The sequence below is a fragment of the Cutibacterium sp. LaCa_255 genome (assembly GCF_057458005.1).
The window spans coordinates 2699825-2725976 of record NZ_CP190956.1 but is presented as its reverse complement, the minus strand read 5'-3'; the positions used below and the strand labels follow the sequence as shown (position 1 = coordinate 2725976).

Here is a 26152-nt window from a genome sequence, read left to right as displayed (position 1 = left end):
TGTTAATATCAACACTATGAGTCGTTGCTTCTCGCATTTGCGAGTGAGACTCCCCAACGCACGGCAACGAAGCATGGAGGGATCATGGGACTGAGAATCGTCGTCGCCGCAGATCCGGCGGCAGTGCAGTACAAGGACGCCATCAAGGCCGATCTCGAGGCTGATGCGCGAGTCGACGAGGTTATCGACGTCGGCGTCCAGGAGGGTGATGACACCCTGTACCCGCACATCGGCGTCAAGGGAGCCCACGTCATCAAGGATGGCAAGGCCGATCGAGGTATTTTCCTCTGCGGCACCGGAATGGGCATGGCCATTACCGCCAACAAGGTGCCGGGCATCCGAGCCTGCACCGCTCACGACTCCTTCTCTGTGGAGCGCCTCATCATGTCCAACGACGCCCAGGTCCTGTGCCTGGGACAGCGCGTTATCGGGCTCGAGCTCGCTCGTCGTCTGGCCCGCGAGTTCATCGGGTACACCTTCGATCCGAGCTCTCACTCCAAGACCAACGTCGATCTCATCAACGCCTACGAATCAGGCGACATCGCCGGGGAGGCTGCCCCGGGCAGCTGCTGCTGACACCGGTGTGGCGCGGGAGCCGATGACCGCGCCACCCACTTCACACCTCACATCTGAGCCACCCCACCCCCTGGGGGGACGACCTCCAGGACGCCCAGAAAGACCGTGTGCAGCACCGTCGTTGCCCACGGACATCCGATCGCGGGTAGATCCCGCCCTCATGAAGGAACACCGATGTTCACCACCTCTGTTGGAGTCTTCATCTTCGGGCTCCTCGCCGCCATCGCCGGCGGCGCTGTCGGAGCTGCCATTGGCGGCAACTACGCCTTCGTCCTCACCGGTTTCTGCGTGCTGGCCTCCTGGGGAGTCTTCGCCGCAACCGGAAACACCTTCGGCCTGGACTACCTGGCCTTCGGTCCCTTCATGGGACCGCACATCGCTTTCGCCGGCGGCGTCGCGGGAGCCATTTACGCCCGCTACCGTGGCCGTCTCGATGACGGCAAGGACGTCAATACCCCGCTGGCCGGCATCGGCCGCCCTGACATCCTCCTGATCGGTGCCCTCTTCGGCGTTTTTGGATACCTGTGCCAGATTGGCATCTCCAACATCCCGTGGTTCGGCAAGCACACCGACTCCGTTGCCCTGACGGTGCTGATCTCCGGTCTGCTCGCCCGCCTCGCCTTCGGCGGTCTCCCCGGAAAGGGTCTGTTCCACGGCTCCCTGCACAACCCGGAGCTCTTCCACGAAGACGCCACCACCTTCCCGGCCAAGATCAAGCCGGGTCCCAACGGACGGTGGCTGGAGTGGCAGGAGAAGCCCAGCCAGCTGCTGACGATCGGTTCCCTCTTCGGCATCTTCGCCGGTGGAGCCTCGCTCTTCCTGGCCGCCAACGTCGGCGCCCGCCTCACCAAGATGGGCTTCGACAACAACCTGGCCGCCCTCAACGCTAACAGCTTCTGCTTCGGAATCTCGGCCGTCATCATCCTGTTCCTCATCACCAACCGGAACATGCCGGTCCAGCATCACGTGACGAACATCGCCGGCCTGGCCGCAGTGCAGTTCTTCCCGCTGCTGATGGGCAAGAGCATTGGCACCTATACCTGGACGGCCACCTCGACGTGGGATTCCCACACCTGGGGAATGGCGGCGGTCGCCCTGCTCATCGCCGCGATCTTCGGCATCTTCGCCGCCGGTCTCGGCGAGTTCTGCGCACGGCTTTGGTACGACCGCGGCACCAGCCACATCGACCCGCCTGCTGCTGCCATCTGGCTGAGCAACACCGTGGTCGTCACACTGGCTGCCCTGTTCGCCTGATCTGACCCAAGGAAGTAGCAAGTATGAATGACGTCATCGACGCACCAACCACATTCGCCAATGCCTATGTCTTCGACATGGACGGCACCATCTACCTTGGCGACCACCTCCTGCCTGGTGCCCGCCGCATGATTGAGGAGCTGCGTCGTCGCGAGATTCCCGTGAGGTTCCTATCGAACAACCCGACGAAGGATCCGAGTCAGTACGTCGAGAAGCTCGAGAAGCTGGGCCTGCCGACCGCTATCGAAGACATCTCCAACACAGTCGTGACGACGACGCGCTGGCTGGTCAACAACCACCCGGACGCCAGGGTCTTCGCCATCGCGGAGGAGCCCCTCAAGCGGAGCTTGCAGGAGGCCGGTGTCGAACTGTGCGAGGATCCCGAGAAGATCGACATCGTCATCGCCTCGTACGATCGCACCTTCGATTACCGCAAGCTGCAGATCGCCTTCGACGCCATCTGGTTCCACAAGCGCGCCTTCCTCGTCCAGACCAATCCGGACCGGTTCTGCCCCTTCCCGGGCGGCCGCGGCGAGCCCGATTGCGCTGCCATCACAGCAGCCATCGAGGCGTGTACCGGACAGCAGTGCAAGGTCAGCCTGGGGAAACCATCCCCGGTCATGCTCACCGAGGCGCTGTCCGGGCTCGACGTCGATCCGTCGGATTGCGTCATGGTCGGTGACCGACTGCAGACCGACATTCAGATGGCCCTCGACACCGGCATGCAATCAGCCTGCGTGCTGACCGGTGAGGCCACCGCGGATGACGTCGCAGCACTGGATGCCGAGCACCGTCCGACCTGGACCCTGGATCGCATTGACCGGCTGATCCCTGCCTCGGCATGGCAGGAACTCGGCTGGACCGAAGACAACGACTGACACGACGACGGGGCTGCGAGCATCGCGGCCACAGCCCCTCAAGACACACTCACAGGAGACAACGATGTTGAACAACGGCCCTTACCTCTTGGGCATTGACTACGGCACCGAGTCGTGCCGAGTGGCAATTTTCGACCTTGAAGGACGTCCGCTGACTTTCGCAGCGACCCCGTACAAGACCACCCACCCCCGTCCAGGCTGGGCCGAACAGGATCCCGAGGAGTGGTGGAAGGCCCTTCAGGCGTCCTGCCATCGTGCCATCGCGGCTGCCGGGATCTCCCCGGCTGCCATCGGCGGTATCTCCTACGACGCCACGACGCTGACGATGGTTGCCATGGACGAGCGTGGCAACGAGCTGCGTCCGGCCATCATGTGGATGGACGTCCGCGCCACGGAGCAGGCCGCTCGCGCGGAGGGATCTGACTCGGTCGCCCGCCTCTACAACGGCGCCGGAACCTCCCCGGCAACCGCCGAGTGGTATCCCTTCAAGGCCGCCTGGCTGCGTGAGCACGAGCCGGAGACCTATCGCAGGACCGCTCACCTCGTCGACGCACCGGACTGGGTGACCTACAAACTCACCGGCGAGTGGACGACCAACATCAACTCCGCCGCTATCCGGATGTACTACAACCGCGACAAGGGCGGCTGGCCGGAGGACTTCTACGAGACCATCGGCTGTGGTGACGTTTTTGACAAGATCCCGGAGCGGGTCCTCGATCTCGGCACCCCGGTCGGCACCCTCGGCACGATTCCTGCTCAGCTGCTCGGCCTGCGTCCGGGAATTCCGGTCGCTCAGGGTCTGGCTGATGCATGGGCCGGCCAGATTGGACTGGGCGTGCTGTCCCCAGGTTCGATGGCTCTCATCACCGGCTCCTCGCACGTGTTGACCGGCCAGTCCGACACTGAGATCCACGGCCAGGGATTCTTCGGCGCGTACACCGACGGCGTCATGCCCGGCCAGTACACCGTCGAGGGCAGCCAGGTCTCGACCGGTTCGGTGCTCAAGTGGTTCAAGGACAACTTCGCCGCCGACTACACCGCTGCCGCAGAGAAGATCGGTCTCAACCCCTACGACGTCCTCAATGAACAGTCCCGGAACATCCGTCCCGGATCCGACGGCCTCATCATCAACGAGTACTTCCAGGGCAATCGCACCCCGTACACCGATTCGAAGGCCCGAGGTATCATCTGGGGACTTTCCCTCATGCACACTCCGGCGCACTTCTACCACGCCATTCAGGAGTCGGTCTGCTACGGCACGGCCCACAACCTGCGCGCCATGAAGGCTGCCGGTTTTGAGGTCGACCGCATGGTCACCTGCGGCGGTGCCACCAAGAGTCGCAACTGGATGCAGATGCACGCTGACGTCGCAGGCGTCCCGATCGCACTGACCGAGGTTGGCGACGCCGTCGTGCTCGGTACCTGCATGGTCGCCGCCGTCGGTGCCGGCCTGTTCAAGGACCTGCCCGAGGCTGCCAAGCAGATGGTTCACGAGATTGACGTCATCGAGCCCGACCAGGAGCGTCACGAGGAGTACCAGTACTACGTGGACAAGTACTGCGACACCTACCCGCAACTGCGCCCCATGATTCATGACATGGTCGATCACGAGGCCGACAAGAACTGACGATCACACCGATCAGAGGAGAAGTAATGTCCGAATTGATTGACAAGGCATTGGCTGATTGCGACGACACTGACGTCGTGATCATGGGTCACGACGTGCTTGATGAGACCGGGCGCGTGTTCAAGGAACTGTTCGGTGGCGCGAAGGCGATCATCATTGCCGACGAGAACACCTGGGCCGTTGCCGGTGAGCAGACCAAGACGTCCTTCGAGACCCACGGGGTTGAGACCGTCGAGCCGATGATCTTCCCGGGACGTCCCACCGTTTACGCCTGCTACGAGAACATCGAGAAGATCCGTGACCACATCCGTGACCTCGACGGGGTGATTGCCTGTTCCATCGGTTCGGGCACCCTCAATGACCTCACCAAGCGAGCCAGTGACGAGCTGGGGCGGCGCTACATGAACGTCTGCACGGCCGCATCGATGGATGGATATGCCGCCTTCGGCGCCTCCATCACCGAGAACGGTTTTAAACACACCATGAGTTGTCGCGCCCCCCAGGCCCTCATTGCCGATCTGCCGATGATGGCTGGTGCGCCCCAGCGCTGCACCGCCACCGGACTGGGTGACCTCATCGAGAAGATCCCGGCCGGAGCCGACTGGATCGTCGCTGACGAGCTGGGTGTCGAGCCGATTGACCAAGAGGTGTGGGATCTCGTCCAGGGTCCGCTGGCTAGCGCGATCAGTGACCCGGAGGGCCTTGCGAATGGAAAGCCGGAGGCATTCAACGGCCTCGTCGAGGGTCTTGTGATGTCCGGTTTGGCGATGCAGAAGTACCGCATCTCGTCTCGTCCCGCGTCGGGTGCCGGCCACCAGTTCTCCCATGTGTGGGAGATGGAGCATCTCGGTATGGATCAAGAACCCCCGTTGACCCACGGGTTCAAGGTGGGCCTGGGGACCATCTCGGTGCTGGCCCTGTGGGAGAAGGTATTGGAGCATGACTTCACGACTCTTGACGTCGACACCGCCGTCGCCAAGTGGCCTACGGCCGAGGAGATGGAGGCCAAGGTTCGCGCCAACTTCACCGGAGACATGCTGGAGCCAGCCGTCAAGCAGACGATGGACAAGTACCTCGACGCGGATGCCCTGCGCGAGCGTTTGGAGGTCGTGAGGTCGAAGTGGCCGACCATCCAGGAGCGTTGCCGCGCTCAGGTGATGCCTGCGGCCCGCGTGGAGAAGATTATTCAGGCCGTTGGCGGTATCTACCATCCGGCCCAGATCGGCTTGACCCGGGAACGTTTCCACGACACCTACTACCGGTGCCAGATGATCAGGTCGCGGTACACCCTGCTCGACCTGCTGGTGGAGACGGGGACCATCAGCGACTTCGTTGAGCCGCTGTTCGAGTCTGACGGATTCTGGGGTCAGCGCCCCTGGCCGCAGGACTGACAAGGTCCGTCAGAACTGACACATAGACCGTCGTGGGGTGGGGCCGGCTTACTCGCCCCGGCCCCACCCCACGACTGCATCGAGGAGAGGGTCATGGCCGACAAGTTCGTGGTGGGACTGGATTTTGGCACTCTGTCGGGACGTGCTGTCATCGTCAGAGTTAACGACGGTACCGAAATGGGCACTGCTGTCCACGAGTACCCGCATGGCGTCATGGACCGGGTATTGAGTGCGGCAGGCGGACAGGAATTGCCGCCTGATTTTGCGCTCCAGGACCCTGCTGACTACATGGAGACACTTGAGGTCATAGTTCGCAGGGGCATCGAGGATGCCAAGATCGATCCCGCGCAGGTTGTCGGGATCGGATTGGATGTCACCTCGGCGACGGTCGTGGCCGCGAAGGCGGATGGCACACCCATGTGTCAGCTGTCTGAATTTCGTGATGAGCCTCACGCCTGGGTGAAGCTGTGGAAGCATCATGGTGCGCAGGACCAGGCGGATCGCATCGTGAAGCTCGCACAAGTGCGTCGGGAGCCGTGGCTCGCTCGCTACGGAGGGATTCTCTCCTCCGAGATGCTCATGCCCAAGGTCCTTGAGACCTTGGAATGGGCGCCGGACGTGTACCACGCCACCGATGTCTTTTGTAACGCATTGGACTGGTTGACGTGGAGGCTGACCGGAGTTCTCGCCTTTTCGGCAGGGGATTCGGGATACAAACGTATGTATCAAGATGGCCAGTACCCGTCCCAGGAATACCTGGCCAGCCTGAACCCTGAATTTGCTGATGTCTTCGTCGAGAAGATGAATGCACCTGTGTTGCCGTTGGGGGCGCGGGTCGGTGGATTGACACCTGAGTTTGCCGAGCGTCTTGGCCTGCCGGCAGGAATCGCCGTCGCGACCGGAAATATCGATGCTCATGTCACGGCAGCAGCTGTTCAGGCAGTTGAGGATGGCCAGATGACGGCCATCATGGGAACCTCTGCCTGCTACGTCGTCCCAGGGCCGCAATTGAAGGAAGTTCCGGGGATGTTCGGCGTCGTCGACGGAGGCATAGTCGACGGCTCATGGGGCTTCGAAGCCGGTCAGACGGCCGTCGGGGACATCTTCGCCTGGTTCGTCAACAATTGTGTCCCAGGTTCCTACCATGACGAGGCCATGCGTCGCGGTATAGGTATCCACGACTTGTTGACTGAGAAGTGCGCGGGTCAGGAGGTTGGAGCCCATGGGCTCATCGCGCTGGACTGGCACAACGGCAACCGATCAGTCCTGGCGGATGCCAATCTGTCTGGAATGATCCTTGGCCAGACCCTCACGACGACCCCGGAGGATCAGTACCGAGCCCTGCTGGAATCAACAGCTTTTGGGGCCCGCACCATCATCGAGTCGTTCCGTGATTCGGGAGTTGACATCGATGAGCTCGTCGTCGCTGGTGGGTTGACCAAGAACACTTTCCTCATGCAGCTGTTCTGTGACATTTGTCGGGTGCCTCTGAGCGTGGGGACCGCGCAGCAGCCGGGTTCACACGGATCTGCGGTCTTTGCGGCAGTGGCCGCGGGTCTCTACCCAGATGTCAAAGCAGCCTCTGCTGCCATGGGAGCGAAGGAGGATGGCGTCTACCAGATCAATGAGGAGAGAGCCGTTCAATATGACGCCTTGTACGCCGAATACGCTCGTCTTCACGACTACTTCGGCCGCGGCGGAAACCAGGTCATGCACCGGCTCAAGGAGATCCGACGCCAAGCACGTTTGCGGGCCCGGGAGGTCAAGAGAGGGTGACGAAGGACGGCATCCTTGCACATCTGTGACATCAACACCTCCACAAGTGCATGACGATGGGGTTGCGAATAGGATTCCCAGTGAGGACCTGAACCCCCACCCATCGCCATGACGAGCGACAACACATCACACAGATCAGGCCAACAAGCCAATACGAGAGGAACATCGTGGCAACCGAACTGACGTGGACCGACACCGACAAGCTCGCTGTCGACACCGCACGAGTGCTGGCGGCCGACGCCGTCGAGAAGACCGGTAACGGGCACCCCGGCACCGCCATCTCCCTGGCCCCGCTGGGCTACCTGCTCTACCACAAGGTTATGGCCGTCGACCCGGCCGACCCGAACTGGCTCGGCCGTGACCGCTTCATCATGTCCGCAGGACACTCCTCGCTGACCCAGTACACCCAGCTCTACCTGGCCGGTCTGGGCCTCGAGCTGTCCGATCTGGAATCCCTGCGCACCTGGGGATCCCTGACCCCTGGCCACCCTGAGTACGGCCTGACGAAATTCGTCGAGACCACCACCGGCCCGCTCGGTGCTGGCGTTGCCAACGCCGTCGGCATGGCGATGGCAGCTCGCCGTGAGCGTGGCCTCCTCGACCCGGACGCCGCTCCCGGAACCAGCCCCTTCGACCACTACGTCTACGCCATTGCCGGTGATGGCTGCATGCAGGAGGGCATCGCTTCCGAGGCGTCGTCCCTGGCTGGGACCCAGGAACTGGGCAACCTCATCCTGTTCTACGACGACAACCGGATCACCATCGAGGGCGACACCACCATCGCCTTCTCTGAGGACGTCGAGGCTCGTTACGAGGCTTACGGCTGGCACGTCCAGCACGTCGACTTCACCAACGGGGGCACCACCTACGAGGAGAACGTCGAGGCCCTCATGGAGGCCATCGACAACGCGAAGGCCGTCACCGACAAGCCGTCCTTCATCCGTCTGACCACCGTCATCGGCTGGCCGATCCCAGTGCTCGCCGGCCTGGCCCAGGTGCATGGTGCGAAGATCGGCACCGAGGGCGTCAGCGCCCTCAAGGAGAAGCTCGGTTTCGAGGACACCCCCTTCGCCATTGACGTCGAGACGGTCCAGAAGGTGCGTTCCGCCTTCGCCGAACGCGGCAAGGGTCTGCGCGAGGCATGGGACAAGAAGTTCGCCGCTTGGCACGACGCCAACCCTGACGGCGCCGACCTCCTTGAGCGGATGCTTGCCCACAAGCTGCCCGACGATCTCGAGATCCCGACCTTCGAGCCCGGCAAGATGAGCACCCGCAAGGCCTCCGGAGCCGTCCTGAGCGCTCTCGGCCCTCAGCTTCCCGAGCTGTGGGGCGGATCGGCAGACCTCGCCGGCTCCAACAACACCACCATGAAGGGGGCCGACTCCTTCCTGCCCGAGGATCGCTGCTCCGAGAAGGATCCAGGTGGCCCCTACGGTCGCACCATCCATTTCGGTGTGCGCGAGCACGCCATGGGTGGCATTCTCAACGGCATCACCCTGTCGGGCCTGACCCGTTGCTACGGCGGAACCTTCTTCGTCTTCTCCGACTACATGCGTCCCTCGGCCCGTCTCGCGGCCCTCATGAAGGTCCCGTCGATCTTCGTGTGGACCCACGACTCCATCGGCGTTGGCGAGGACGGCCCCACCCATCAGCCGATCGAGCACCTGGCTTCCTACCGTGCCATCCCGGGCCTCGACATCGTCCGTCCGGCCGATGCCAACGAGACTGCGGTGGCGTGGCGCACCATCCTGGAGCACAGCGACCGTCCCGCCGGACTGGTGTTGTCGCGTCAGGACCTGCCGACGATCGACCGTAGCGAGTACGCCTCTGCCGAGGGCGTTGCCAAGGGTGCCTACGTCGTGTCCGAGGCCGGCGCCGAGCCCAAGCTCATCCTCATCGGCACCGGATCCGAGCTGTCGGTGGCCCTCGAGGCGCAGAAGAAGCTGGAGGCTGACGGGGTCCCGACCCGGGTCGTCTCTATGCCGTGTCAGGAGTGGTTCGACGAGCAGGATGAGGAGTACCGCGAGTCGGTTCTGCCCAGCTCGGTGACCGCTCGTGTCAGCGTTGAGGCCGGTATCGCCATGGGATGGTCGAAGTATGTCGGCTGCAAGGGTGCTTCGGTCTCCCTGGAGCACTTCGGTGCCTCTGCTGCCGGAACCCTGCTGTTCGAGAAGTTCGGCTTCACCGCCGACCACGTCGCAGAGGTCGCCAAGTCCGTTCTGTGACGCGGACCGAGGCATGACGATGTCGAACCGACGCCGGGCGAGCCAAGACGAGGAGATGCTCCACGTCGCGGAGATGTACTACTTCGAGCAGATGACCCATGCCGCGATCGCCCAACGACTCTCCATGAGCCGTTGGACGGTTGGCAGGATTCTCGAGGAAGCTCGCCGCACCGGGATGGTCAAGATCACCATTGATCACCCACTCGCCCGGCATCACCGGCTCGAGACCGAGTTGGTGGAAACCTTCGGGTTGCAGACGGCCGTCGTCGTGCCCGTCCAGGCCAGTGACGAACTGACCTTGGACCTTGTCACTCGGATGGCAGCTCAGCGGCTGTCCGAGTGGCGACCCCAGCCGCAGGTGGTCGCGGTGAGTTGGGGACGGACGACGGCTCATCTTGCTCAGCACCTGGGGTCTGGTTGGGATCCCGATGTCGTTGTCGCCCAGACCAACGGCGGTGTTGCCGTCACGAGGAACGACCTGGTGGGACGCTCCGTCGTGCGGATGGCCGAACTCGGCCCGGGCAGATCTCTCACCCTGCAGGCCCCGACGATCGTCGGATCGGCGGATCTGGGGAAGATGCTCCGCAAGGACGCGTCGGTCTCACGCCCGCTGGAGGCTGCCCACAAGGCTGATCTCCTCGTCTACTCGCCCGGAGCTGTCAGTACCGATTCGATCCTGGTGACGGCGGGCCACGTCACGAAGGACGGTATCGAGGAGCTGCGTCGCAAGGGTGCCAGCGCAGACATCATGAGCCACTACGTCGATGTCCACGGCGAGGTCGTCGACGAGGAACTGGATTCGCGCACGATTTCAGTGGATTTGGACTGCGTCAGGGTGACAGGCGACGACCACAATCCTTCGCGTTCTCGACGAGTCCTGGCTGTTGCCTCGGGAGCCGAAAAGGCCGAGGCCGTGGGGACCGTTTTGCGGGGAGGATTGTGCACGGATCTCGTTGTCGATGCCCATGCTGCGGAGCAGGCTCTGCAGTGATCCTTTGTGTGGTCTGAAGGCCCAGACCCTCATTTCTGCACGGAAGTGCAGACTGCTGACGAATGTGGGATTCGCGTGTGACTAGTGGTTAGCGTGAATGGTGTCGGGCCCATTGCCGGGCCACAACCCACCTTCGGAGGTACGAAGATGCTCAAGATTGCAGTGCTCGGTGCGGGCGTCATGGCCACCGCATTGACCTTCCCCGCTGTCGAGAACGGCAATGACGTCCGTCTCATCGGCACCCACCTCGATGATGAGATCATTGATTCCATTCAAGCCACCCGGGAGCATCCTGTTCTCGAGCTCAAGGTCGACGAACGCGTCAAGGCCTATCACTTTGCTGACGCTGCCGAAGCCGTCGAGGGGGCTGACGTCATCATGAGCGGCGTCAACTCTTTCGGTGTGGACTGGGCCGGTGAACAGCTGGCCAAGCTGGCGAAGCCGGGCCAGACCATCCTGTGCGTCACCAAGGGCATGCAGGCTGACGAGGACGGTACCCTTCACATCCTTCCTGATGTGTTGAAGAAGCACATGGGCGACCTTGCCAACGAGGTTCACTGGGCAGCGATCGTCGGACCGTCGATTGCTGGTGAGCTGGCTGTGCACCGCAACACCTGTGTGGTGTTCTGCGGTGAGGAGCAGAAGGTCCTGGACCGGCTCGCTGCGGCGTATCGCACCGACTACTACCACGTCTGGACGTCCACCGATTTCATCGGACACGAGGTCGGTGCCTGTATGAAGAACATTTTCGCCTTTGGAGGCGGATTTGCGGCTGGCATGCTCGAGAAGGCTGGCCAGACTGATGCCAGGTACGTCATGTACGACTACACGGCAGCCCTGTTCGGTGAGGGAGCCCGTGAGCTCAAGCAGATGGTTTCCTTCATGGGCGGCGATCCCGAGGTGGCCACCGGTCTGGGCGGTGTTGGCGACATGTTCGTGACGACGATGGGCGGACGCAATGTACGTGCCGGCACCTATGTCGGAGCCGGAGTGCCGTTCTCGGAGATCCGCAACGTCAAGATGAAGGGCATCACCCTCGAGGGGGTTGCCGCCATCGGCGTCGTCGGTGAGGCGATCGGAAAGATGACCGAGCGCGGGGCCATTGCCGAGACCGACTTCCCGCTGGTGCGGGCACTGTACGAGATCGTTGCCCACGATGCGCCGCTCGACCTGCCTTGGGAGAAGTTCTTCGGTGGGGAAAGGTGATCACTGGCCCGCCTCGGTAGGGGGGAACCCCAGTGCGGGCGTGACGGTGCCCGAGAGCCGTGAGGCTCTGCACACCTTCCCACGGCCATGAGCACCCACCGTCACTGGTATCTGCCGTCGGCACCCACCGCAGCGGGTGCAAAAACTGCCGACTCGAGAGGGTCTTGAGCACTCTGGTGTTTCACGACCCCGCGGGTCGGTGTTTTTGTGCACCGGGACTGGATTGCTGGGTGCTTCCAGTGGTTTTGCCTGGATGGGCCGGGTAACCGCTCGGTGGTTGTGAACCGGAGGTGCCCTTCGAGCCACCACGACCTAGACTCATCTGGTCGAACTAGAAAGGCTGTCATGAACAACGTCATCGAGGTCACCGACGCGACCTTCGCCTCCGAGGTTCTCGGGGCTGCCAAGCCCGTCCTCGTCGACTACTGGGCTGACTGGTGCGCCCCCTGCAAACAGCTCTCCCCGATCATCGAGGAGCTGGCTGGGGTCTATGGCGACCGGATGGTTTTCGCCAAGGTCGACACCAACGCCAATACCCGGATTGCGGCCGAGCAGGGAATCATGTCCCTGCCCACGATTCAGATCTGGCAGGGCGGCCAGCTCGTCAAGTCGCTGCAGGGCGGTAAGACGAAGAAGGCGCTCGTCAAGGTCATCGAAGAGTTCGTGCGCTGAGGAGGAATCATGCCGTCCGCCACCAAGAAGGTTTCCCTGGTCCGTCGTAGCGAGGGCCACTACACCGCCACCAACGCGCGTGGCGGTCAGATCCGTTTCGGCTCCGGTCAGGATGCCGAGTTCACCCCCGTTGAGTTGCTGCTGGCAGCCATCGGTGGATGCTCGTCCGTCGACGTCGACACCGTAACGAGCCGTCGCGGCGGGCCGACCCAGTTCACTGTGTCCGTCATGGGCACCAAGGTGAGCGACGAGGAGGGCCGAGCATCCCTGGGAGACGTCTCGGTCGACTTCCAGCTCAGCTTTCCCGACACCGACGAGGGCCATGAGGCGGCGGGACTGGTGAATCGCGTCGTCGCGATGTCGCGAGACAAGAACTGCACCGTTTCTCGCACGGTTGAGGCGCAGACCCCGGTGACCTTCAGCGTCGCCGGTGAGCCCTTGGACTGAGGCACCTCACGCGGAGGTCCTGGGAACTCCACACAGACGTGACGATGGCCGGGCCCGGCGACGAAAATCCCCGGGCCCGGCCATCGTGTGTCAGCAGGAGATGAGATCGCGCAGCCAGGCGATCATGTTGTCCTCAGCCTCCTTCGCTTGGGGGAAGGCGAGGGTGAAGCTCTGGGTGGCGTGGGCCATCCCCGGGATTGTCGTCAGCTGTACCGGCACCCCGGCCGCTTCCAGCTTGTGTTGCCACGCGAAGGAGTCGTCGCGTAGCGGGTCGACCTCGCAGTTGAGCACAAACGTCGGCGGAAGGCCGGTCGCATCCTCCAGACAGATCGGGTTGCTGCACGGGTCGTCAAGACTTGCCCCATGAGACAAGTAACGAACATGGCTGTGGTGCAGCGCGGCCGCGAGACCGGGGGCGTCACGCTGGGCCTCGGCCATCGCGTCGGAAGTGTCTGAAAGGTCGAGAACCGGCACCTCGAGGACCTGACCGAGAATCTTCGGGCCACCCTCGTCACGGCAGGTGATTCCTGTCGCAGCCGCGAGATTTCCACCGCCTGAGTCCCCGCCGACGACAACCCTGGATGCGTCAAACCCCTCAGCTTGGGAATTTTCTGCAACCCATCGCACGACATCGACGACGTCATGCAAGTTCTCGGGGTAGTTGTGCTCGGGCAGCAGCCGGTAGTCGACGCTGACGACGCACATGCCGGCACGCTGGGCAATGCTGGCCGTGCGGGAGAGCACGGTGCGCGGAGAGCCGTGAACAAAAGCCCCGCCGTGGGCCCACACCAGTACTGGAGTGGGATCAGGGAGGCCCTCCGGACGCTGGATCAGGACCGGGATGGGGCGATCGCGGCCTGGCACCATGCGATCCTCGAGCTCCAGCGAGTTGGGAATCTCGGGTGTCAATTTTCCCCGCAGGCTTGCTGCGAAGTCGTTTTGCTGCGCCCGTTGCTCCGCGAGCGTCTGTTCCTTCTGGGGCTGACGCTCCAGGATTTCGGCTAGTCGTGGATCTAGTTTCATCTCACTTCACCCTTGTCACTCGTGTGATGCACAACGATCCGAGGACGGCCAGGACGATCGTTGCGATGAAAAGTCCGGGATAGCCGGTCGTCTTCACCAGCGTCGCGCCGATACCGGGAGCGAAGACGATCGGCAAGGAGTTGGCGGCGTTGAGGAAGCCCAGGTCACGAGCCGAATCGTCGCGGTTGGGCAGGACCTCGACCATGAGTGCGCCATCGACGGCCATGTACGTACCGAAAGCGGCGCCGCCCAAGGCTGCGAAGACGGTGAGGGTCCAGGGCTCGTTGACCAGGAAGAGAGGGATGACACCCGCTCCCGCGATGAGCGGGGCGATCATCGTGAAGGGTTTGCGACGTTTGACCTTGTCGGACCATGGCCCGGTGATGACGTCGAGGATGACGGCGGTGACGGCAAGAACCGATGAGTTCATGGCAATGAGCTTTCCGGCGGCTGCCCGTGTCATTCCCATCTCGTCAGTGGCGATGTAGAGCTGGAACTGCATCACCATGAACAGGGAGATGACGAAAAGGAACCGGCCAACCAGAATCCACCAGAACTGTCCGTCCGAGGGCGGCTTCATCTGGGATGCGAACTGACGCCAGGTGACCGGTGGCCGCGGGGAGTGATTGCGCAGCGGGTGAGGCGGCAGAAGGAAGACCACGATGATGCTCGAGATCAGCATCATCCAGGCTGCGACGAGGAATCCTTGGGATGGTCGGGTGACAAGCGCCCCTGCGATAACCGCACCAATGATCTGGGCCAGAAGATAGCCCGCGCCGCCAAAGGCGGACACCTTGCCGAGTACGGAGTCGGGGACGTAGTCCGGGGGAACGGCGTTGAAGGCGCCGAGCATGCAGTTAAGTCCGCCTTGGTAGATCATGTGCGCGATGACGAGGAGGGCGGGGTTTCTGGTCAGGCCGATGGCGGCGAAGGCCAGGGTTCCGACGATTGCGCCGCCGATGATCCAAGGGTTGCGCGGGCCGAATCTTGACCTCGTGCGGTCTGACAGGGTGCCCGCCGTGATCATGCAGATGACAGCTGCGATGGCTCCCGTGGTGGTGAGCAGGGCAAGGAAGTCGACCTTGTCCTCAGGCTTTACTTCAGCAGCCAGTGCCGCGAGCAATGTTCCACAGGCTGCGCCGACGGCGGCCCAGCCCAACTGTCCGATGAACATGACTGTGCCAAGACGGCCGGTACTCGCGTACTGCTTCTGCTGAGGCTGGGCAGCTTCGTTCGGGGTTGTCGTCATGGGCTTGCTCCTTTGCCGGGGAGGTGCGGGTGGGCCGACCTCCACAAACCCTAGTGGTACTAGGTATTGTAGGACATGGTTCCCGGCGTGGTCGACATCTGGGGTGGCTCGGGCACGTCGGAGAACCCAAAATCCCGCCTCGCGGGCGGTTGAAACACTGCCTTGAGCTGTAAGTCCGTGAGACGGGATTCTTGTGAACCGGAGCTGAGGGGAGTGTGGGGTCGGCGTCGGCTTACCCGTAGGCTGACACGGTGCCCCGATCGCCTCTTCCACAACGTCACGGCCTGGAATCGGCATGGGTCCACACCCCCGATCACGGAGAATGCCGCAGGTTGGCGACCGCACGGGGGATTGACGGCTGGCCCTGGCCGACGATGCGTGACTATCTGGTCGAAAAGCTCGTCAGAGTGGGTGGGCAACGAGTTGACGAGATGCTCGACGAGGGGAGGTTCGTCGACGAAGCCGGATGTGCCTTCACGGGGAGCTCCCCCTTCGCTCCGCAGACATTTGTCTTCTTCCACCGCGATCTTCCTGAGGAGACTTCTGTCCCGGCTGGTATCGGGATCTTGTACGCCGACGATCGGATCCTGGCCGTCGACAAACCGCACTTCCTGTCGTCAATTCCGCGAGGCCAGCACGTTCTCGAGTCGGTGGTTGTCCGGCTGCGGACCCAGCTGGGGTTGCCAGAACTGACCGTGGCCCATCGTCTCGACCGGGTCACTGCCGGAGTGCTCCTGCTGACCAGGGAGAGGAAGTGGCGTCGGCCCTACCAGGAGATGTTCGAACGCCGGAAGGTGTTCAAAAAGTACCGGTTGGTCGCCCCTGTGGCGCAACACCGTGCCGGGGACGGGGTCGTGGTGGCGAAAGACGGCTGGCAGGTGAGGTCGAGAATCATCAAGGAACGAGGCATCCTGCAGGCTCGTGAGATTCCGGGCGAGCCGAATGCCGTGACTGGCATCACTTTGCTGGCCGAGCATGAGGGGCTGGGCCTCTACGAGGCTAGACCGAGGACGGGTCGCACCCACCAAATTCGTCTCCACATGCAGCGGTTGGGAGCTCCCATAGTCAATGACCCCTTTTACCCGGTACTTCTGGATACCCCGGTGGATGACTTCAGCCACCCGCTGCAGTTGCAGGCCTGGCAGATGGGATTCACCGACCCCGTCTCCGGGGAGCCAAGGATCTTCACGTCGAGGTTGGGTCTGTCCGCCTGGCAGTAAGTGACATGGGCCCACCCGAGAATGAGGTGACGAAAATGGCCGCCTCCCCGGAACACGATTCGTAGGAGCGCTTCCCGCTGTGCCAGAGCGGTGTCTCTCGGTGTGGAGCACCCACTGCTATTCCACTGAGACAGTGGTTCGCCGCATCGCCTCGTACCTTCACGAAGCGACACGGCGAAAACTGACGAGAGACTCAGCGTCCCAGCTCGGCGAGGAAGCTCTCCGCGTCGAGGGCCGCACGACATCCGGATCCGGCCGCGGTGATGGCCTGCTGGTAATGGGAGTCGACCAGGTCACCGCAGGCGAAAACTCCCGGCAGGTTGGTGCGGGTGGATGGCTCGGTGCACACGACGTATCCGGCATCGTCCAGGTCGACCTGGCCCCGGAGCAGCTCGGAGCGCGGGTCGTGTCCGATGGCTTCGAAGACTCCTGACACCTCGAGTTGACGTTCCTCGCCGGTCTTGGTGTCACGCAGGGTCACCGACTCCAGTTTGGATTCGCCCTGCATGGCGACGATCTCGCTGTTCCATGCGAAGGTGATCTTGGGGTCGGCCTCGGCACGGTCGGCCATGATTTGGGAGGCGCGTAGCTTGTCACGACGGTGAACGAGGGTCACCGAGTTGGCGAACCGGGTGAGGAAGGTGGCCTCCTCGACCGCGGAGTCACCGCCGCCGACGACAGCGATGTCCTTGCCGGTGAAGAAGAACCCGTCACAGGTGGCGCACCAGGACACGCCACGACCCGACAGACGGACCTCGTCCTCGAGACCGAGCTTGCGGTAGGCCGATCCCGTGGCGAGGATCACCGCGCGGGCGTGGTGAGTGTTTCCATCGGTGTCGATGACCTTCTTGATCTCACCGGTGAGGTCAACCTCGGTGACATCGTCAGCGACGAGCTCGGCCTCGAATCGCACAGCCTGGGCGCGCATCTGAGCCATGAGATCCGGACCCATGATGCCCTCGGAGAAGCCGGGGTAGTTCTCGACCTCGGTGGTCTGCATGAGGGCGCCACCGGCATCCATGGATCCCTCGAAGACGAGCGGCTTCAGCCCTGCGCGGGCGGTGTAAACGGCTGCGGTGTATCCAGCCGGACCGGAACCGACGATGATGACGTCACGGGGCTCGTCGTCGCCTCGGGTGTCGGTGTCAATGGTCTCGGCGGTCGGTTGAACGGTGTCGGTCTCCGAGGAATCGGACAGCGAGATGTTGCCGAGGATGGTGTTGGGCACGAGGGGCTGAGGTGTCATGGCGTCTCCTGGTCGGTGACTGGTTCAGGGATCAACCTATCCAGCACACAAAGGGTTCAGGACATTCCCGGTGGGGATTAGGGGCGGACGGCGGGCCCTCCGGTGCTCTCACGAATGACGAGGTGCCAGGGTACGGGGACGTCGGTTCCTGGTTTGTGCGTGTCACTGCTGGATTGGCCGATGCGTCGGGTGAGGATCGTCAAGGTCTTGTCAGCGAGCGCGTTCAGATCAGGAGCGATGGTGGTCAGGGTCGGGGTTGAGTAGACACCCTCTTCAGTGTTGTCGAATCCCGCGATTGCAATGTCTTGCGGGACTCGCACCCCAGCTTCGTGACAGGCGCGAACCGCACCGATAGCCATTGTGTCGTTGAAGCAGAAGACGGCGTCAGGCTTTTCCGTGAGGCCGAGGAGATGGTTCATGGCATCAAACCCAGCTGATCGCGAGTAAGTAGGTACACCCACCACCAGGTCGTCGTCGAGGGGAATGGCTGCTGTTTCTAGCGCCTGACGATATCCGGTGAGCCGCGTCGATGCAGTGCCCTGATCTGGGACGTGACCTATGACGGCGATCCGTTGGTGCCCAACTTCGATGAGATGCTCGGTCATCCGACGTGCTGCGTCGACAGATCTCACTGCGACATGGTCATGATCGGGTGGAGTTGCCCGCTCACCGAGTAACACCATGGGAACACTGGTGGGATGGTCGGAAATCTCCTCCGAGGTCAGAGACAGGGGTGAGAAGACAATCCCATCAACGACGCCCCGGCCGAACCGAGTGAGTACTCGATTTTCCATGACGGGATCCGCGCCAGTCAGCTCCATCAGAGCGATGAGCCCCTCCTTCTTGGCCCGCTCTGAAATACGAGAGGCGAGCTCTGCGAAATAAGGGGTCTCAATTTCCGGGAGAGCCAGAGCGATGAATCCGGTTCGTCCGGCTTTCAACTGGCGCGCTGCGCGATTGGGTTGATAGCCGAGTTCCTTGATGACCTGCTCGACCCGAGCCCGGGTCTCAGGGCGGACGTGGGGGCTCTCATGTACAACGTTGGAAACAGTTTTGACGGACACCCCTGCAGCTTCGGCAACATCCACGAGGCGCGCTGTCATGGTCATGATTCTAGATCCTCGTGATGGTTCGAGCAATGTCGCAGGGCTGACGTTTCGGCGTGTACCTTGCATGTTCCGTTACATCGTTGTAAGAATGGATTACAACGTTGCACAGGAGCTACGGAGACGGCACCGACGTCGTCGCATAGAGGAGACATCCATGAGGACAACGACTGTCCACGTCCATCCCGCCTATCAGGTGGGAGAAGTAAACCGGAGGATCTTCGGCAGTTTCGTCGAGCACATGGGTCGCTGTGTCTACACCGGCATCTTTGAGCCGAATCATGCCGATGCTGATTCCCGCGGATTTCGGCGTGACGTGGCAGCACTCGTCAAGGAACTAGGAATTACAGTTCTGCGCTATCCCGGCGGAAATTTCGTCTCGAACTACCGTTGGGAGGATGGCGTCGGACCGCTCGAGGAGCGACCGAGGAACCTTGATTTTGCGTGGCGGTCGGTTGAACCCAACACCGTTGGGGCCAATGAGTTTCTCGCATGGTGTCGACGCATGGGTATTGAGCCGATGCTCGCAGTCAATCTTGGGACACGTGGGCTCAACGAGGCCATGGAATTCCTCCAGTACGTGAACGGAGATACTGACACCCGTCTTCCCCAGTTGCGTAGGAGCCATGGGTGGGAAGATCCGTGGAACGTCGAGACCTGGTGTCTGGGAAATGAGATGGACGGACCTTGGCAGATGGGCCACAAGACGCCCGACGAATATGCCCGGACGGTGACCGAGGTGGCCAATGCCTTCCACCGCTTCGACGACAAGCTGTCACTCATTGCGTGCGGTTCGTCATCGCGGTCTATGCCGACGTTCGGACGCTGGGAGCGCGTCGTCGTCGATGCAGCGTTCGACAACCTCGACATGGTGTCAGCCCACGCCTACTACGAGCCCATAGATGATGATGTCGCCTCCTTCGCCTGTTGCGCAGAGGACATGGAGAGGTACATCCGCGATGTCGCCGCCACCCTCGACCACGTCGCGGCCATGCATCACAGCGACCGTCGACTCAAGATCTCCTTCGACGAGTGGAATGTCTGGTATCAGAGCCGGTTTGGTGGGGAGAATTCTATCGGCATGGAGCATGCGCCACACCTCATCGAGGACACTTACTCGGTCTTGGACGCGATGGTCGTGGGCTCCCTCCTCATTACCCTGCTACGTCATACGGACAGGATTGGTGTCGCATGTCAGGCGCAGCTTGTCAATGTCATCGCTCCGATTCGTACTGAAGAGGGTGGTCGCGCCTGGAGGCAGACGATCTTCCACCCATTCGCGTTGATGTCACGACACGCTCGCGGGGTGGTTCTTGATACTCGCTGCGAGGGACCGGCAATCTCCACACAACGGTGGGGAGGGGCCGATCAGGTGTGGACCGTGGCGACGTGGGATGCCGAGAACCATGATCTCGTGGTCTTCCTCGTAAACCGTGACCTTCACGAGAGAGCTCGGGTGCGGATCGATCTGCGGGCCTTCGGCGACTGCAAGGTTGTCGAGTGCCTCGCTCTCGACGATGAGGACATTGCAGCTGTCAACACTGCAGACCGACCAAACCGCGTTGAACCGCGCAACGCTACCTGCGACATCACGTCAGGAATTCTCACTTTCGATGCCAATCCGGCGAGCTGGAATTGCCTGCGGCTGAAGACCTCGTCCAATGAGGACAACTGATTTTCGGAATGGGTGGATCGATGTCGATCTGACCAACAAGGAAGGAAGAACACAGCATGATTGAAAATCTGACACGACGGGGTTTCCTCTCTGGCACAGTGGCGGCCGGTGCGGTAGTCGGCCTGACTGCTTGCGGTGGCGGCAAGTCTGCCGGTGGTACGGCGAGCGACCAGGCATCGGGCAGTGGCGGAAAGACGTACGACGGTCCCAAGGTTGAGCTCACCTTCTGGAATGGCTTCACCGGTGGTGACGGTACCTTCATGAAGAAGCTCGTCAACAAATTCAACTCCAGTCATGACAACATCAAGGTCACCATGCAGTCCATGCAGTGGGCCGACCTTTACAAGAAACTTCCGACCGCTGTCACAGCAGGCAAGGCCCCTGACGTGGCTGTCATCCACCTTGACTCGGTGGCGACCATGGCGGCCCGCAAGTCCATCCAACCTCTCGACGACGTTGCCAAGGCACTTGATCTGAAAGGCTCCGACTTTGCGAAGGTGCCGTGGGTAGCTGGAATCTACCGCGATGTGCGGTACTCGATTCCGCTCGACGTCCATCCCATGGGCCTGTTCTTCAACAAGACCGTCATGGACAAGGCTGGGCTGGATCCCAATAAGCTGCCGCAGACCCAGGGCGATTACATGTCTGCGTTGGAGACACTCAAGTCCAAGGGGGTTGCTGGGCACTGGGCATCACCGTTCCAGTTCACCGGAGGAATGAGCGTCTACAGCTTGGTGTCCCAGTTCGGTGGAGGACTCTTCTCGGAGGATGCCTCCCATGCGACGTGGCACGAAGAGCCGGGTATCAAGGCCATGACGTGGTGGATGGATTTGGTCAAGAAGGGGTATTCCCCAGCCAAGGTTGCCCAGGATGCGGACTTCGTCGCCCTTCAGAACGGGAAGACCGCTTTCAACTGGAATGGCATCTGGTCGCTTAACACCTTGGCTGAGAACAAGGCTTTGGAGTGGGGGGTTGCCCCGTTGCCACAGATCGGTGAGCGTAAGGCCGTCTGGGCTAACTCTCACCAGTTTACGATCCCGACACAGCGCAATGGGAACTCAAACCGTGCGGATGCTGCCAAGGTGTTCGTCAACTGGGTTTCCCAGCAGTCGCTGGAGTGGGCCAAGGGCGGCCAGATCCCGGCACGTAACTCGGTCCGCGAAAGTGATGGTTTCGCCAAGCTGACTGGCCAGTCAACCTTGGCCAAGCAGATCAACGATGTGGTGTTTCCCCCAACCGTCCCTGGCATCAGTGATGTCATCGGTGAGTTCTATCGCGCTGTCAACGAAATCATGCTTGGTGGCAAGGGAATTGAGTCGACGTTGAAGGAATCCGCCAGCAGAGCCGACAAGATTCTCGAGGAGAACCGAAAGAAGTATCAGTGATGTCGGTCTCAAGGGAAGGAACTACAAGGAGGAAACGTAAGAGCGTCGAGGGCTCTGCGGGTGTTGCGTTAGTCTTCCTCGCTCCCTACCTCGTCGTGTTCACGGTCTTCGTCGCCGTTCCTGCAGTGTACGGCATCTGGATCAGTCTGCATGACTGGGACTTCACCCTCCCGGCGCGTCCTTGGGTGGGGTTGCAGAACTATGCGGACCTGTTTGACCCACAATCGGTGCAGTACGAGCAGTTCTGGCGAGGCATGGCGAACACCGGTATCTTCACGGTGGCGAGTGTGCCTTTCCTTGTAAGCCTTCCGTTGGGGCTCGCAATCCTGCTGAGCATGAAGTTCCCGGGGCGGACGTTCTTCCGGGCAGTGTTTTTCGCTCCCTACGTGCTCGGCGTCGCTGTCATCGGTGTCATGTGGAGATACCTGCTGGACGGCAACTTCGGTCTGGTGAACGCCATCTTCCACACAAACATCCAGTGGACCACCTCCCAACCCTGGGCCTGGATTGGTCTGGTCGGTGTCACGGTCTGGTGGACGATCGGGTTCAACGCAGTGATCTACATGGCTGGCCTGGCCAATATCCCTCAGGAACAGTATGAAGCTGCGGCCATCGACGGTGCTGGACGGTGGCAGCAGTTCAAGTACGTGACCATGCCAGGGCTGCGTCCCGTGTTGATCTTCGTTCTTGTCACAACGGTGTTGGCCAGTGCCAACATGTTCGGCCAGTCTTACACCATCACCCAGGGTGGCCCGGCTGAGTCGACACGGACCGCAATCATGGTCATCACCGACCTGGGATTCAGCCAGAACCGTGCCGGTCAGGCCGCCGCGGAGAGCTACATCCTTGCTGCCATCCTCATTGTGATCTCAATCGCGCAGTACTACGCCACACGCGATCACAAAGAGGCGAAGGACCGACGTCGGTTCCGTCATACGGCCCGGTCCAGGAAGGGCGAACTGTCATGAGGAAGACATGGAGGAATCCGATGTTCTGGGTAATGATGGTAATTCTTACCGTCATCTTCCTCGGGCCTCTCGTGGTCATGATCCTCACCTCGTTCAAGACGAGCATCGAGGCAAAGCAAGTTCCGGCCACATTCTTTCCACACACCTGGACGTTGCGTGCCTACCGGCAGTTGCTGTTCGTAGATGATGCGAGTCCGGTTCTTCGATGGGTACTGAACTCATTTGTGGCTGCGACGGTCAATTCGGTACTGACCTGTTTGTTTGCCGCGATGGCTGCCTACGCCTTCGCCCGCCTGCGGCTGCCCGGGAAGAACGTCCTGTTCGCAATCGTCCTGTCGACGATGTTCGTGCCGGGATTCATCTTTCTCATGCCGAACTTTGAGTTGATGTCGAAGCTTCAGTGGTTGGACTCGCTTCCCGCGATCATCTTCCCGGGAACCGCAGGAGCTTTCGGAGTGTTCTTCCTCAGACAATTCTTCGTGGCGCTACCGAAGGAGTTCGAGGAGAGCGCGAGGATTGACGGAGCCGGACCATTCACGACCTTCTTCAAGATCGTGCTCCCCAACGCCAAGGGAGCCTTGGCGACCCTGCTCGTGCTGTCTTTCCTGGGCAACTGGAATGACTTCGTCTGGCCGATTTATGTGTTGTTCAGCGACGCGAGTCTCACGCTCCCAGTCGGTCTGACCCGCCTGCAAGGAAGTTACACAATTGACTACCCGGTCATCATGGCTGGCGCGACGATGGCAGCCGTCCCGGTTCTCGTCATTTACGTAGTCTTGCAGCGGTACATCATCGAAGGCGTTGCCAGCTCCGGCCTCAAGGGGTGAGGATGTGATGTCGAAGCGGCCTTTCGCAGCGCTTGTGCTGGGGTTCTGTCTGATCGTGATGGGTTGTGACGCCGGTAACCGACCGGACCCGACTCCCCGCGCGACTCCGGGGATTGCTGCCGGCCAGATCATCAACCCAGTGTCGCGGAGCTTTGCCGACACCTGGGCCGACCCGTCAGTTATCAGGGGTGTGGATGGCTGGTGGTACGTCTATGCGACGTCAGACCCGCTGCGTGCCGGAGGGGCTCCTGCCCTAGGGCATGTTGCCAAGACAAGGGACTGGCAGCACTGGACGTATGTCGGACCGCTTCTCACCTCGGAGAACATGCCCGACTGGATCAGTCCGGCAGCCGGACTCTGGGCCCCGGATGTTCGTCGTATCGGTGACCGATATGTCCTTTACTTCGCAGTGACGGAGACAGCTCTCAACGCCGGGAAGGACGACTCGGCGATCGGCGTTGCGACGGCTCCCTCTCCAGTAGGGCCGTGGACAGTGAAACCGGAGCCGCTCGTCCCTCCTCACTCCGATGGACACGACGGGTGGTTCTCGACCATTGATCCAACTGGATTCACGGATGTCGACGGTACTCATTACCTTTACTGGGGCTCGTACCGTGGCGGGATTTTTGCTGCGCGAACCGCTCCGGACGGCCTCTCCTTGGCGACAAAACCGGTACAGGTTGCCCATTCTGACCGGTACGAGGCTCCCTACGTCGTCAAACATGGCGACCAGTACTACCTTATGGCGTCCTCGGCAAATTGTTGTGCCGGGCCGAGTACCGGATACTCGGTCTTTGCGGGACGTGGTCAGTCGCCGTTGGGCCCATTCCTCGACGCTGACGGCACCGCCATGACGAAGTCGAACTCAGGTGGGAGCATCGTCGTGACCCAGAACGGTAACAAGTGGATCGGTGTCGGCCACAACGCCGTTTTCACTGATTCGTCAGGACAGGACTACCTCCTCTACCACGCACTGGATCGGGTACGGCCATGGCTTGGGGAGGCCGGAGGGATCAATCGACGTCCGCTCCTGGTCGACCGCCTGGAGTGGATTGACGGTTGGCCGATGGTCAACGGTGGTGCGGGGCCCTCTGACACACCCAGCTCCGCGCCGTTAACAGCCTCTCTACTAGGTGGAGAACCGTGGAATGCCTCGTCGCAATTCACCAATGCTCATCCGGTCGACGCTGGAGGGGTCAATCAGGCCATGCGAATCGAAGGTGAGCGCGTCGTCTCACGAAAGAGACTTCCGGCGGACGACGTGCGCCTGGAGGTGGATGTACTGCCCAAAGATTCGATCTCTGTGGAACTGGCGGATGACGTCAGTGTCGAGGTGGACGCGGATTCCGGTGTGCTGAGGGCGAGACGAGATTCGTGGACTGGGTCAACAGAGTTCCCGAAGGACGGATCGTGGCGAACCCTTGTTGTCACCATTCAGGGGCCGCAGTTGCGCGTGGCACTGAGACCGGCGGGATCAAGCGATGCATCGGCCTCCCTGGTCTCTCCGAAGGGTCGTCAGTTTGAGGGCGGCCCTGTGAAAATCTCCGGCCACGGTGTCGTGACTAACGTCGTCGCGGCCCGGACCCACAGCATCCATGACGACAGGGCACCGCAGCCAACTCCCGTCGGGACACCGCAGCGGGTCGATCTGGTAGCCGCTGTGAGCGGAAGCAACGTCGAGTGGTCGTGGATTCGCCGGCCTTCTGGCGTTCACACGAAGGGTGGCGCGATCGTTTGGCCAGTCACCGACGGAGATCTCGCGGGGGAGGGCGCCTCGGGTGGATTGCTGCTGCGTGACCCACCGGAGGGAGACTGGATCGCTCAGGTGAAAGTCGGTCTGGACCTTGGTTTGGACACGGTCCGTAATTATCAGCAGGCCGGGATGGTGGTCATCAATGGTGATGACGACTTCATCCGCCTTGGCGCGGTGGCTGTTGAGGGAACGCGCATCGTCGAATACGGACGCGAGATTACCGATGCGGATCGGTTCCGCAGTTACGGTGGGGCAGTGGTCGGTCGACCTGCGGGTGTGACATGGCTACGTGTTGCCCATCACGTCGACCATGGCGGTGAGCACCTCTACCGATCGGCGCTCAGCCATGACGGTCGCCATTGGACGTGGGGCGCCACGTGGACGATGTCGTCGGCCTCTCGTCCACGAATTGGGCTGTACGCCGGGGGAGGGGAAAACCCAGCGGTGGAGGCCCACTTCTCCGATCTCATCTTTGTGAATGAGTCGTGGCCTTCCTGAGCACCTCCTGTGGAGATGAGAGGTGGCGAGGTCGATTGGACGGCGGGTTCCCTGACTGGGGGTTGACGCGATCCCCGTGGCGCCTGACCACGGTCGGATCCGACCCCGTTGGAGGGTGGGACTGCAGCCTCGAACCTTCTCCGCTGACGGGAACACGTT

General features: G+C 61.7%; 21 protein-coding genes. 17 read left to right on the top strand and 4 right to left on the bottom strand.

Translation table 11 applies throughout. From position 1 onward, the window contains the following. Nucleotides 1-84: 84 nt before the first annotated feature. The 11 genes from ACP8ML_RS12415 (at nt 85) to ACP8ML_RS12365 (ending at nt 13043) form a co-directional block, all read left to right on the top strand. Entirely contained in the window at nt 85-576 is a 492-nt protein-coding gene (locus ACP8ML_RS12415; RefSeq protein WP_016666559.1) for an RpiB/LacA/LacB family sugar-phosphate isomerase, read from the top strand. Between the two features lie 174 nt (nt 577-750). After that, nucleotides 751-1830, top strand: a complete 1080-nt coding sequence (locus ACP8ML_RS12410) for a DUF7973 family transport facilitator (protein WP_016666558.1) — start codon at nt 751-753, stop codon at nt 1828-1830. 23 nt (nt 1831-1853) lie between these two features. Next, nucleotides 1854-2708, top strand: coding sequence for an HAD-IIA family hydrolase (locus ACP8ML_RS12405; protein ID WP_117188341.1), 855 nt, complete (start codon nt 1854-1856; stop codon nt 2706-2708). 64 nt (nt 2709-2772) lie between these two features. Then, nucleotides 2773-4335: an FGGY-family carbohydrate kinase gene (locus ACP8ML_RS12400; RefSeq protein WP_117188343.1), complete on the top strand. Its 1563-nt coding sequence runs from the start codon at nt 2773-2775 to the stop codon at nt 4333-4335. A gap of 26 nt (nt 4336-4361) precedes the next feature. Continuing rightward, entirely contained in the window at nt 4362-5726 is a 1365-nt protein-coding gene (locus ACP8ML_RS12395; protein ID WP_016666555.1) for a sn-glycerol-1-phosphate dehydrogenase, read from the top strand. Between the two features lie 93 nt (nt 5727-5819). Continuing rightward, on the top strand, nt 5820-7502 hold the full coding sequence (locus ACP8ML_RS12390) for a ribulokinase (protein ID WP_117188345.1): 1683 nt from the start codon (nt 5820-5822) through the stop codon (nt 7500-7502). 167 nt (nt 7503-7669) lie between these two features. Continuing rightward, a complete protein-coding gene (gene tkt, locus ACP8ML_RS12385) occupies nt 7670-9727 on the top strand; it encodes a transketolase (RefSeq protein WP_065672886.1) in 2058 nt (685 codons plus the stop codon). Between the two features lie 19 nt (nt 9728-9746). Further along, nucleotides 9747-10718, top strand: coding sequence for a sugar-binding transcriptional regulator (locus tag ACP8ML_RS12380; RefSeq protein ID WP_117188425.1), 972 nt, complete (start codon nt 9747-9749; stop codon nt 10716-10718). A 147-nt stretch (nt 10719-10865) separates the two neighbouring features. Then, nucleotides 10866-11924 carry an NAD(P)H-dependent glycerol-3-phosphate dehydrogenase gene (locus ACP8ML_RS12375; protein ID WP_016666551.1) on the top strand — a complete coding sequence of 353 codons (1059 nt, stop codon included), beginning with the start codon at nt 10866-10868 and terminating at the stop codon, nt 11922-11924. A 345-nt stretch (nt 11925-12269) separates the two neighbouring features. Continuing rightward, nucleotides 12270-12596 (top strand): thioredoxin, encoded by a 327-nt coding sequence (gene trxA / locus ACP8ML_RS12370; protein ID WP_117188347.1) that lies wholly within the window; start codon nt 12270-12272, stop codon nt 12594-12596. A gap of 9 nt (nt 12597-12605) precedes the next feature. Further along, nucleotides 12606-13043: an OsmC family protein gene (locus ACP8ML_RS12365; RefSeq protein ID WP_065672884.1), complete on the top strand. Its 438-nt coding sequence runs from the start codon at nt 12606-12608 to the stop codon at nt 13041-13043. 90 nt (nt 13044-13133) lie between these two features. Here the strand turns inward: ACP8ML_RS12365 and ACP8ML_RS12360 are convergent, their stop codons facing one another. Continuing rightward, on the bottom strand, nt 13134-14066 hold the full coding sequence (locus tag ACP8ML_RS12360) for an alpha/beta hydrolase (RefSeq protein ID WP_065672883.1): 933 nt from the start codon (nt 14064-14066) through the stop codon (nt 13134-13136). A 1-nt stretch (nt 14067) separates the two neighbouring features. Next, nucleotides 14068-15240, bottom strand: a complete 1173-nt coding sequence (locus tag ACP8ML_RS12355; RefSeq protein WP_117188427.1) for an MFS transporter — start codon at nt 15238-15240, stop codon at nt 14068-14070. Nucleotides 15241-15689: 449 nt separating this feature from the next. Here ACP8ML_RS12355 and ACP8ML_RS12350 point away from each other — a divergent pair, with 449 nt between their 5' ends. Further along, a complete protein-coding gene (locus ACP8ML_RS12350; protein ID WP_065672882.1) occupies nt 15690-16535 on the top strand; it encodes a pseudouridine synthase in 846 nt (281 codons plus the stop codon). Nucleotides 16536-16728: 193 nt separating this feature from the next. Here ACP8ML_RS12350 and trxB read toward each other — a convergent pair whose 3' ends face one another. Both trxB and ACP8ML_RS12340 read right to left on the bottom strand, forming a co-directional pair. Continuing rightward, entirely contained in the window at nt 16729-17781 is a 1053-nt protein-coding gene (gene trxB, locus ACP8ML_RS12345) for a thioredoxin-disulfide reductase (protein ID WP_486702966.1), read from the bottom strand. 77 nt (nt 17782-17858) lie between these two features. Further along, nucleotides 17859-18884 carry a LacI family DNA-binding transcriptional regulator gene (locus ACP8ML_RS12340; RefSeq protein WP_249361148.1) on the bottom strand — a complete coding sequence of 342 codons (1026 nt, stop codon included), beginning with the start codon at nt 18882-18884 and terminating at the stop codon, nt 17859-17861. A 160-nt stretch (nt 18885-19044) separates the two neighbouring features. On the opposite strand from ACP8ML_RS12340, the gene arfA reads away from it, so the two are divergent. From arfA to ACP8ML_RS12315, 5 genes are read left to right on the top strand one after another with little or no spacing between them, the layout of a single operon-like run. After that, nucleotides 19045-20562: an arabinosylfuranosidase ArfA gene (arfA, locus tag ACP8ML_RS12335; protein WP_117188353.1), complete on the top strand. Its 1518-nt coding sequence runs from the start codon at nt 19045-19047 to the stop codon at nt 20560-20562. Between the two features lie 56 nt (nt 20563-20618). Then, nucleotides 20619-21947 carry an ABC transporter substrate-binding protein gene (locus tag ACP8ML_RS12330; protein WP_117188355.1) on the top strand — a complete coding sequence of 443 codons (1329 nt, stop codon included), beginning with the start codon at nt 20619-20621 and terminating at the stop codon, nt 21945-21947. After that, nucleotides 21947-22915, top strand: a complete 969-nt coding sequence (locus ACP8ML_RS12325; RefSeq protein WP_117188357.1) for a carbohydrate ABC transporter permease — start codon at nt 21947-21949, stop codon at nt 22913-22915. The genes ACP8ML_RS12330 and ACP8ML_RS12325 overlap by 1 nt, the downstream gene beginning before the upstream one ends. Before the next feature lie 32 nt (nt 22916-22947). Then, a complete protein-coding gene (locus ACP8ML_RS12320) occupies nt 22948-23742 on the top strand; it encodes a carbohydrate ABC transporter permease (RefSeq protein WP_253255523.1) in 795 nt (264 codons plus the stop codon). Between the two features lie 7 nt (nt 23743-23749). Continuing rightward, entirely contained in the window at nt 23750-25993 is a 2244-nt protein-coding gene (locus tag ACP8ML_RS12315; RefSeq protein ID WP_117188361.1) for a glycoside hydrolase family 43 protein, read from the top strand. The last annotated feature ends 159 nt before the right edge of the window (nt 25994-26152 follow it).

Bases quoted from the DNA above. Each gene is read 5' to 3' on its own strand.
- ACP8ML_RS12415 (WP_016666559.1), top strand. From the start codon at position 85: ATGGGACTGAGAATCGTCGTCGCCGCAGATCCGGCGGCAGTGCAGTAC.
- ACP8ML_RS12375 (WP_016666551.1), top strand. From the start codon at position 10,866: ATGCTCAAGATTGCAGTGCTCGGTGCGGGCGTCATGGCCACCGCATTG.
- ACP8ML_RS12350 (WP_065672882.1), top strand. From the start codon at position 15,690: ATGCGTGACTATCTGGTCGAAAAGCTCGTCAGAGTGGGTGGGCAACGA.
- trxB (WP_486702966.1), bottom strand. From the start codon at position 17,781: ATGACACCTCAGCCCCTCGTGCCCAACACCATCCTCGGCAACATCTCG.
- ACP8ML_RS12400 (WP_117188343.1), top strand. From the start codon at position 2,773: ATGTTGAACAACGGCCCTTACCTCTTGGGCATTGACTACGGCACCGAG.
- ACP8ML_RS12360 (WP_065672883.1), bottom strand. From the start codon at position 14,066: ATGAAACTAGATCCACGACTAGCCGAAATCCTGGAGCGTCAGCCCCAG.
- arfA (WP_117188353.1), top strand. From the start codon at position 19,045: ATGAGGACAACGACTGTCCACGTCCATCCCGCCTATCAGGTGGGAGAA.
- ACP8ML_RS12355 (WP_117188427.1), bottom strand. From the start codon at position 15,240: ATGTTCATCGGACAGTTGGGCTGGGCCGCCGTCGGCGCAGCCTGTGGA.
- ACP8ML_RS12315 (WP_117188361.1), top strand. From the start codon at position 23,750: ATGTCGAAGCGGCCTTTCGCAGCGCTTGTGCTGGGGTTCTGTCTGATC.
- ACP8ML_RS12405 (WP_117188341.1), top strand. From the start codon at position 1,854: ATGAATGACGTCATCGACGCACCAACCACATTCGCCAATGCCTATGTC.
- ACP8ML_RS12340 (WP_249361148.1), bottom strand. From the start codon at position 18,884: ATGACAGCGCGCCTCGTGGATGTTGCCGAAGCTGCAGGGGTGTCCGTC.
- ACP8ML_RS12380 (WP_117188425.1), top strand. From the start codon at position 9,747: ATGTCGAACCGACGCCGGGCGAGCCAAGACGAGGAGATGCTCCACGTC.
- ACP8ML_RS12410 (WP_016666558.1), top strand. From the start codon at position 751: ATGTTCACCACCTCTGTTGGAGTCTTCATCTTCGGGCTCCTCGCCGCC.
- trxA (WP_117188347.1), top strand. From the start codon at position 12,270: ATGAACAACGTCATCGAGGTCACCGACGCGACCTTCGCCTCCGAGGTT.
- ACP8ML_RS12390 (WP_117188345.1), top strand. From the start codon at position 5,820: ATGGCCGACAAGTTCGTGGTGGGACTGGATTTTGGCACTCTGTCGGGA.
- ACP8ML_RS12320 (WP_253255523.1), top strand. From the start codon at position 22,948: ATGATGGTAATTCTTACCGTCATCTTCCTCGGGCCTCTCGTGGTCATG.
- ACP8ML_RS12365 (WP_065672884.1), top strand. From the start codon at position 12,606: ATGCCGTCCGCCACCAAGAAGGTTTCCCTGGTCCGTCGTAGCGAGGGC.
- ACP8ML_RS12325 (WP_117188357.1), top strand. From the start codon at position 21,947: ATGTCGGTCTCAAGGGAAGGAACTACAAGGAGGAAACGTAAGAGCGTC.
- ACP8ML_RS12395 (WP_016666555.1), top strand. From the start codon at position 4,362: ATGTCCGAATTGATTGACAAGGCATTGGCTGATTGCGACGACACTGAC.
- ACP8ML_RS12330 (WP_117188355.1), top strand. From the start codon at position 20,619: ATGATTGAAAATCTGACACGACGGGGTTTCCTCTCTGGCACAGTGGCG.